This is a genomic window from Pelagibacterium montanilacus, assembly GCF_003992665.1.
GTDB classification, from domain to species: domain Bacteria; phylum Pseudomonadota; class Alphaproteobacteria; order Rhizobiales; family Devosiaceae; genus Pelagibacterium; species Pelagibacterium montanilacus.
This window is the reverse complement of record NZ_RZMX01000036.1, coordinates 124,918-132,949: the sequence shown is the minus strand read 5'-3', so window position 1 is coordinate 132,949 and position 8,032 is coordinate 124,918. Positions and strand designations below refer to the sequence as shown.

8 protein-coding genes are annotated in these 8,032 nt (G+C 62.6%); 7 read left to right on the top strand and 1 reads right to left on the bottom strand.

Features of this window, described 5'->3' with window-relative positions:
- Positions 1-74: 74 nt before the first annotated feature.
- Positions 75-1,426, bottom strand: a protein-coding gene (locus tag EO136_RS11600; RefSeq protein ID WP_127142649.1) for an IS3 family transposase whose coding sequence is annotated in 2 segments (ribosomal slippage) — positions 75-1,090 and positions 1,090-1,426 — 1,353 coding nt in all. Because the reading frame shifts where the segments join, the coding sequence is not laid out codon by codon here.
- Positions 1,427-1,511: 85 nt separating this feature from the next.
- On the opposite strand from EO136_RS11600, the gene EO136_RS11590 reads away from it, so the two are divergent.
- The 7 genes from EO136_RS11590 (at position 1,512) to EO136_RS11560 (ending at position 7,692) form a co-directional block, all read left to right on the top strand.
- Positions 1,512-2,072 (top strand): ABC transporter permease, encoded by a 561-nt coding sequence (locus tag EO136_RS11590; RefSeq protein ID WP_127144577.1) that lies wholly within the window; start codon positions 1,512-1,514, stop codon positions 2,070-2,072.
- Positions 2,035-2,961: an ABC transporter permease gene (locus EO136_RS11585; protein ID WP_206513320.1), complete on the top strand. Its 927-nt coding sequence runs from the start codon at positions 2,035-2,037 to the stop codon at positions 2,959-2,961. Before EO136_RS11590 ends, EO136_RS11585 begins: the two co-directional genes overlap by 38 nt.
- Before the next feature lie 6 nt (positions 2,962-2,967).
- On the top strand, positions 2,968-5,013 hold the full coding sequence (locus EO136_RS11580; RefSeq protein ID WP_127144576.1) for an MFS transporter: 2,046 nt from the start codon (positions 2,968-2,970) through the stop codon (positions 5,011-5,013).
- Between the two features lie 11 nt (positions 5,014-5,024).
- Positions 5,025-5,780, top strand: coding sequence for an isochorismatase family protein (locus EO136_RS11575; RefSeq protein WP_127144575.1), 756 nt, complete (start codon positions 5,025-5,027; stop codon positions 5,778-5,780).
- A 108-nt stretch (positions 5,781-5,888) separates the two neighbouring features.
- A complete protein-coding gene (locus tag EO136_RS11570; protein WP_127144574.1) occupies positions 5,889-6,461 on the top strand; it encodes a permease in 573 nt (190 codons plus the stop codon).
- The gene (locus EO136_RS11565) at positions 6,458-6,985 is read left to right on the top strand and encodes a hypothetical protein (RefSeq protein ID WP_127144573.1); all 528 of its coding nucleotides are present in this window, start codon (positions 6,458-6,460) and stop codon (positions 6,983-6,985) included. The genes EO136_RS11570 and EO136_RS11565 overlap by 4 nt, the downstream gene beginning before the upstream one ends.
- Positions 6,986-6,999: 14 nt before the next feature.
- The gene (locus EO136_RS11560; RefSeq protein ID WP_127144572.1) at positions 7,000-7,692 is read left to right on the top strand and encodes an isochorismatase family protein; all 693 of its coding nucleotides are present in this window, start codon (positions 7,000-7,002) and stop codon (positions 7,690-7,692) included.
- Positions 7,693-8,032: the final 340 nt, after the last annotated feature.

Here is an 8,032-nt window from a genome sequence, read left to right as displayed (position 1 = left end):
TGTCCGTCGTCAGATGATTTGGCGCAATTTGGTGCGTCGAATAGAGGAGCGTTGGCCTCGTCTCTGGGTTGATTTTAAGCGGCGAGATTGCGGTGTTGCAAGCGCCGATGCTCGATGGTCTGTCGTTTGATCCTTTCTCGCTGTTTGATGATGGTTTGTGCCCTGTCGAAGTAGGCGTCGGCCGGGGTCACGTTATCGAGGCTTTCGTGGTAACGCTGGTGGTTGTAGTGCTCGATGAAGGCCTCAATCTGGGCCTCGAGATCACCAGGCAGGAAGTAGTTTTCCAGTAGCACGCGGTTCTTGAGTGTCTGGTGCCAGCGCTCGATCTTGCCCTGGGTCTGGGGATGGCAGGGGGCTCCACGGATGTGGCTCATGTTCTGGGCCTGGATGTAGTCGGCCAGCTCCCCCGCGATGTAACTCGGGCCATTATCGCTGAGCAGCCGAGGCTTGTGGTGGACATTGACCTGGTCGCACCCTGAGGCTGCCAGAGCCATGTCCAGCGTGTCGGTAACGTCCAGGGCCCGCATCGTTGAGCACAGCTTCCAGGCGATGATATAGCGGGAATAATCGTCGAGCACGGTCGAGAGATACATCCAGCCCCAGCCGATGAGCTTGAAATAGGTAAAATCGGTCTGCCACATCTGGTTGGGCCGGGAGGTTTTGGTATGGAACGCATCGGCGGCCTTGATTACCACATAGGCTGGGCTGGTGATCAGGTCGTGGGCCTTCAAAAGCCGGTAAACACTGGCTTCAGAGACGAAGTACCGCTTCTCGTCGGTAAACCGCACCGCCAGTTCCCGAGGCGAGAGTTCAGACTGCTCAAGCGCCATCTCAATGATCTGATCATGGATATCGATCGGGATCCGGTTCCACACCCGACTGGGCGCCGAGGGCCTGTCCTCCAGCGCCTCCGGGCCGCCACCGAGGTAGCGGTCATACCAGCGATAAAAGGTCCGGCGTGGAATTCCCAGTTTATCGAGCGTGCGTGTTGCTGGCAGATGGGATTGCTCGACCAGCCTGATGATCTCGAGCTTTTCGGATGCTGGATACCTCATGCGTCGTCGTCCCCATCCCCGATCATGCTTTTTTTAAGCAGACGGTTTTCAAGCGTCAGATCGGCAACACATTCCTTGAGCGCTCCGGCCTCACGGCGTAGATCCTTGACCTCGTCACTGGTGGCGGCGCGGGCGGTATCACCTGCAAGGCGACGCTTTCCCGCTTCCATGAATTCCTTGGACCAGGTGTAATAAAGGCTCTGGGCGATACCTTCCTTGCGGCACAGCTCGGCAATGCTGTCCTCGCCACGCAAGCCATCGAGCACGATCCGGATCTTGTCTTCTGCTGAAAAATGCCGCCGGGTTGCGCGGCGGATGTCCTTGACCACCTGCTCGGCAGGCTTTTTGGCTTTCGAGAATTTTGATCTCATCGTCGTTCCTTCGTCACTCCGACGAGACCAAAACTCTCCTTACATCACAAGCTCAAATCTGTGCCATTGGTGCTGACGGGGTACAATGCTCATCCTGCTGCTCTCGGGCACGTTCAATATCCTGCCCTCGAGCGGGCGGTCGGCCTGGGGCATGGACATCGAGACGATCACCGGATTCAGGCTGATCGACGCGGTGCTCCAGGGCAACTGGGCCGCCTTCGGCGACAGCCTCAAGCACCTCGTGATGCCGGCCTTCGTGCTGGGGATCAACATGGCCGGCATTTTGATGCGGGTCACCCGGTCCTCGATCGTGGAGGTGATGTCGGAAGACTACATCATGACGGCCCGCGCCAAGGGCGTGCCGCCGCGCGCCATCCTGTGGAAGCACGCGCTTCGCAACGCGCTCGTCACGGTGATCACCATCGTGGGGCTGGAGTTCGGGGCGCTGCTCTCGGGGTCAATCATCGTGGAGATGATTTTTGCCTGGCCCGGTATCGGAGCCCTGCTCCTGCAGGGGCTAGGGGCCCGGGACTACCCGCTCATCACCGGTGTGGTGCTTGTCTACACCTGCCTTTTCATCGTCGTGAACCTCATTGTGGACCTGCTCTATGTCTCAGCTGACCCCCGCATCAAACTCGACCGGTGATGGTGTGCCCGCAAGCGGGCGCAGGACACTGGATACGCTGCGACGGTCCATGCGCGGCTGGCTCAACTTCAAGGTCGGCTTCGCGATCCTGGTTTTGGGCACGTTCACGATCTTTGCGTTGTTCTCGCCCTGGATCGTGCCGCACAGCCCCGACCGACAGGACCTGATGGCCGCGCTTACGCCGCCGCAGTATTTTTCCGGGCCGTATTTCCTGGGCACGGACCATGTGGGCCGCGATATCCTCAGCCGGCTGATCTACGGCTCGCGCATTTCGCTTTTGATCGCCGTGGTGGTGGTGGTCATCTCGGGCGTATTCGGGGTCGGGCTGGGGTTGATCTCGGGCTTTTTCGGCAGCTGGATCGATTTTGCCATCCAGAAGCTGGTCGAGGTGTTCTGGGCGTTTCCGCCGCTGCTGCTCGCGGTGACCATCGTCGCCTTTTTCGGCCAGGGGCTGGGCGTGCTCATCATCGCGCTGGTCGTCCAGCGGTGGATTCCCTATTGCCGGGTGACCCGGGCCAATACCATGAGCCTCAAGGAACGCGAATATGTGCTCGCCGCGCGCTCGATCGGGGCTTCGCGCACGCGAATCATGGTCAAGCACATCCTGCCCAACCTCATCCAGTCCTCAATCATCATCGGCACCTTCGCGATGGCCTCGGCGATCCTCTCGGAGGCGGCGCTGAGCTTTCTGGGCCTGGGCGTGCCGCCGACCATCCCGACCTGGGGTGCGATGCTTAACGACGCGCGCAGCTACATGTCCACCTCCTGGTGGATGCCCCTTTTCCCCGGCGCATGCATCTTTCTTACGGTGCTGGCGATCAACATGCTGGGCGATGCCCTGCGCGATCAGCTCGATCCGCGTCTCAAGCGCTCCGGCGCCAGGGGCTAGACGCAGATGAGCCAGGGTGCATCAGCACGGCCCACCTACCGGGCGATCATGAAAGAGGTGCCGGGCTTGCCAATGGTCATGGCCAGCGTTGCCGCGCACATGATGATGTTCGGCATGCTGACGCCGGTGATGGCCTTCTATGCCCTCGATTTCGGCGTTGCCGAATGGGCAGTGGGGCTGATGATCGCCCTGTTCGCTCTCGGGCGCCTGGGGGCCGATCTGCCTACGGGATATGCGGTGCATCGGTTCGGGATCATGCATCTGTTGTTCATCGGCCCGCTGGTGGTCGGGGCAGGCTCGCTTCTGGGCGCGTTCGCACCGTCCTATGAACTGCTGCTGGCTGGGCGCCTGATGCAGGGGATCGGATCGGGTATCTACATGACCGCGGCGACCGTCTTTTGCGCCAACGCGGTCGACAAGGATCGGCGGGGCATGGTCATGGCGCTGTTCCAGGGCGCGCTGCTGATCGGGGCGGCATTCGGCCCCGTGACGGGCGGCATCGCCGCTGCCCTCTGGGGCAATAACGGGCCGTTTCTGATCAGCGCCGCCATCGCTCTCGCGACTTCCCTGGCGGTCTCGCGGCTCGATGCCGATGTGCGGACAGCGGTCGACGCCAAGATCCTGCGCGCGCCCCATGAGGACGCGGGCAAATCCCACCGGATGCTCATGCTTTTGCTGCTGCCCGGATTTGCTGGCGTTCTGATCGTCAATTTTGCGGTATTCCTCACCCGCACGGCTGCGCAATGGCAGATGATCCCGCTGTTTGCCGAGACAGTTTTCGCGTTCACCGCTTCTGATGTCGGGCTCGCCCTGACCCTGTCGGCGCTTGCCAATCTGGCCGTGCTCCCTGCCTCGGGGCATCTGGTCAATCGCTTTGATCGCCCCCGCATCATCGTCGGGTCGACCGTCGCGACCGCGCTTTCGCTCGCGCTGGTCGCGCTGGTTCCTCTGGAAGCGGCCTTCTGGTCCGGCATGGTGCTGATGGGTGCCTTCACCGGGATCGGCGGGCCCGCGGTGGCGGCCTATGCCGTCGACATCAGTCCCCCGGCGGCGCAGGGGCCGGCGATGGGGCTCATGCGGTTCACGGGCGATATCGGTTACCTCGTCGGACCGCTGATGCTGGGGCTCGCGATCGACCTGGCGCCGATCGGCTACGGGGGCGGCATCCTTCTCAACGGCGCGATCGTCCTTCTGGCGGCGGTTCTGTTCGTCGCCCTGGCGCCGCGCATGAGCCGGCAGGCCGCCAGTCCCGTCACTGCCCAACCCACTTCACCAACCAAGGAGACGACCATGACGACCGAACGGATCTGGGACAAGTTCCTCACCGAGCGCGACAAGCAGGTGTTTGAAGCCTCGGGCTATGGGGCATTGGCGGAATGGGGCAAACGGCCCGCGCTGCTGGTGATCGACGTCAACTACGCCTTCACGGGCGAGAGCAGCATGCCGATCCTGGACAGCATCAAGAAGTGGCGCAATTCGTGCGGCGAAGAGGGCTGGGCCGCCGTGCCCGTCATCGCCGACCTCGCCGATACCTGCAGGGCCAAAGGCGTCCCTGTCATCTACACCACCGGCATTCGCCGGCCCGACGGTTGGGATGGGGGCTCCTGGCTGTGGAAGAACAGCAGGGCGGGCGAACGCCCCAAGACCAATGACAGCAATCGCGACGGCAACACCATCGTCGACGAACTGGCTCCGGCGCCCCAGGATCTGGTGGTCTACAAGCAGAAGCCGTCCGGCTTTTTCGGGACTCCGCTGCAGTCGTATCTGCAGCTTCTGGGCTGCGACAGCGTGATCGTTACCGGGACGACCACTTCCGGCTGCGTCAGGGCCACCGTGCTCGATGCCTTCTCGCAGAACTTCCGCGTCACCATCGTTGAGGACGGCTGCTTTGACCGCAGCCAGGCGAGCCACGCGATCAATCTGTGCGACATGAACGCCAAGTACGCGAACGTGCGGCCGAGCAAGGACATCAGACCTTATCTCGAGGGTCTGGAGCCCGGCATGTTCGACCTGCCTTCGGGTGCCGGGATGGCCCCGATGGCAGCGGAATAGGAGGCCAGGCGATGACTGAGAAGGGCTGGGATCAGTTTCTCACCGATCGCGACAAGCGAGTCTTTGCTTCGGCAGGGTTCGGAGCCACGGCCGGTTACGGGGAGCGTCCCGCGCTTCTGGTGATCGACGTGAACTATGCCTTCACGGGCGAAAAGCGCGAGCCGATCCTTGAGAGCATCAGGCAGTGGCCCAATTCCTGCGGGGAAGAAGGCTGGGACGCTGTGGCCGTGATCGGCGACCTCGTGTCGGCGTGCCGGGGCAAGGGGGTGCCGGTGATCTACACCACTGGCGTGGTGCGCAATGATGGCTGGGACATGGCCAGCTGGAGCTGGAAGAATACGCGGACTGCGGAAAGCTCCACGGGTGCCGATCCCCGACTGTCCAATCGCGACGGCAACGAGATCGTCGACGAGATCGCGCCGGGACCACAGGACATCGTGGTCTACAAGCAGAAACCTTCGGGCTTTTTCGGCACGCCGCTGCAATCCTACCTCCAGCTTCTGAGGTGCGACAGCGTGCTCGTGGTGGGCACCACGACGTCGGGCTGCGTCCGGGCGACGGTCATTGATGCCTTCTCGCAGAACTATCGCGTGACGGTGGTCGAGGAGGGGTGCTTTGACCGCAGCCAGGCGAGCCACGCCATCAACCTTTGCGACATGCACGCCAAATACGCCGACGTGCGTTCGGTGGGCGAGGTCAAGGAGCATATCGATGGCCTCGAGCCGGGCATGTTCAGCCTGCCTGCCGGCCAGGTGGGGATGAGTTGAGCCTATGACTGCAGTCGATTGCATCCCGCCCGGGCGGCAGGGCCTTCGGCCCGGCGGGCTCGCGCCTGCTGCCCGGGGGCGCCACCCCCGTCCGGGGGCCGCGCCAAAATGAGCGATACCAAGTCCAAAGCCGGCTTCCGGTTCACACGGACCGACATGGTCTTTACCGGCCTGGCGCTCGTCTCGGGGCTGGCCTGCCTTGTGGTGGCAGGTCAGGACGCGTTCATGCGCGCCGTTGCCGGTCTTGTGGAGCTGGCGTTGATGGTGCTGCCCCAGCTCGCCGCAGGGCTTCTGATCGGCGGGCTGATTCAGCACCTGGTTTCGCGCGAGTCCATCGCGCGGGTCCTGGGCAGCCAAAGCGGATGGCGCGGTCTGGTGCTGGCGAGCGGGATCGGGATGGTGTGTCCGGGCGGGCCCTTCACCTCGTTTCCGCTCGTCCATGCGCTCTGGCTCGCCGGGGCCGACGCCAGCGTGCTGGTCAGCTTTCTCACCGCCTGGACGGTGATCGGGCTCAATCGACTGCTCGTTTGGGAAATCCCGTTCATGGGCACCGACTTCGCCGTTCTGCGTTTCATCGTCAGTCTGCCGTTGCCATTGCTCTCTGGCCTGATTGCCCGGTGGTTGCTGGCAAAGTCGATCATGCGCTTCGAGCCCTCGTCCCAGAACGGAGCGAGATCATGATCTGGTCGCTCGTGTTCATGTGGACGCTGGTCCTCGCACTGGGACTGCTGATGCTCCAACGGAAGGGCGGGGAAGGGCTCGCTGCGAGCGGGCAATACGCCGGGCGCCAGGCCACGGGCCTGATCATCCGGCTCCCGATGGCCCTCGCGGCGGGTGCGTTTCTCGCCGAATTGCTGCCCGAGGCGGTGATGGCCAACAGCATCGGACCCGATACGGGAATAGCCGGAATTCTGCTGGCATCGGTCCTGGGCGGGTTCATCCCCGGAGGACCGATGATCTCGTTCCCCATGGCGCTCTTTATCTGGCAGGGCGGGGCGGGAACGCCGCAGATCGTGGCCTTGATGACTGGTTGGTCGGTCTTCGCCTTCCACCGCGTGCTTGCCTACGAAACCCCGATGATGGGCTGGCGCTTTTCCGCGCTGCGCCTCGCTGCGAGCTGCCTTTTGCCCCCGATCGCCGGCCTGCTGGCGCTGGGGGTCACCACCCTGGTCGATATCCCGATAACCACCACTGAAGTGTTCTAGAAAAGGAGACACCAATGAGCTTTGAAAACCATTGCTGGGCCGATGTCGTGCCCCAGGACATGATGGACCTGTATTCGGTCTATGAGCGCGAGACGTTCGTGGGTCCCAAGCCTGCGCTCGTGTGTATCGATCTCTACAATATCGTCTATCGCGGCGGCCCCGAAATGCCGCTCGACATCCAGGACGAGCACCCCAATACCTGCGGAATCTATGCGCACCGGGCCATCGAGCCGACCAAGCAGATCATCTCGGCTGCGCGGCGGGCCGGTATCCCCATCTTCTATTGCACCCAGGATTTTCGCCCGATGAACCGGCCCAAGGGCGTGGGTTCGACCAAGCGCAAGAACGTGACCTGGACCAAGGAGGATTTCGACATCTATCCCGAGTTCACGCCCGAGGACGGCGATATCGTGCTCTACAAGCAGCGCGCCAGCGTGTTCCAGGGCACTCCGATCGTCTCGCACCTGAACTTTCTCGGCGTCCAGAGCCTGATCATGCTGGGAGAAAGCACAAGCGGATGCGTTCGGGCCAGCGCGGTGGATGCCTATTCAAACGGGTTCCACGTCTCGATCGCCGAAGAAGCCACGTTCGATCGCCATGAGCTGACCCACAAGGTCAACCTCTTTGACCTTCATCACAAATATGTCGACGTAATGCATGTCGAGGAGATCGTGGACCACCTCGATACTCATTTCCCGGCCAAGTGAGCCCTGCGGTCGGAGCGGCGCGGCAAGCGCCGATCTTCTCGGTCGCACGCTGGGCCAGATGAACGGCTGCATGCCCGGGGTCGTCAATGGCCCCGGGCATCGGCGCCGGGTCTCAATGGGCCGAGGTTTTCCGCATGGGGTGGGAAAATGCCTGCCGATCTGCGCCAGAGCCACAGGCTCCGCAAAGGACAAGGAGACGCAGCGGACGCGATCTCGCCTCAGGCAGGGGAACGCGTGATCTTCTCCAACTTGTTCCTGACCTTGTCCTTGTTTTGTGTCTCAGGACCTCGTCGCGGAAGCGCGCGATGATATCGGCGCCGCTGCCAAGGCGGTGTTTGCG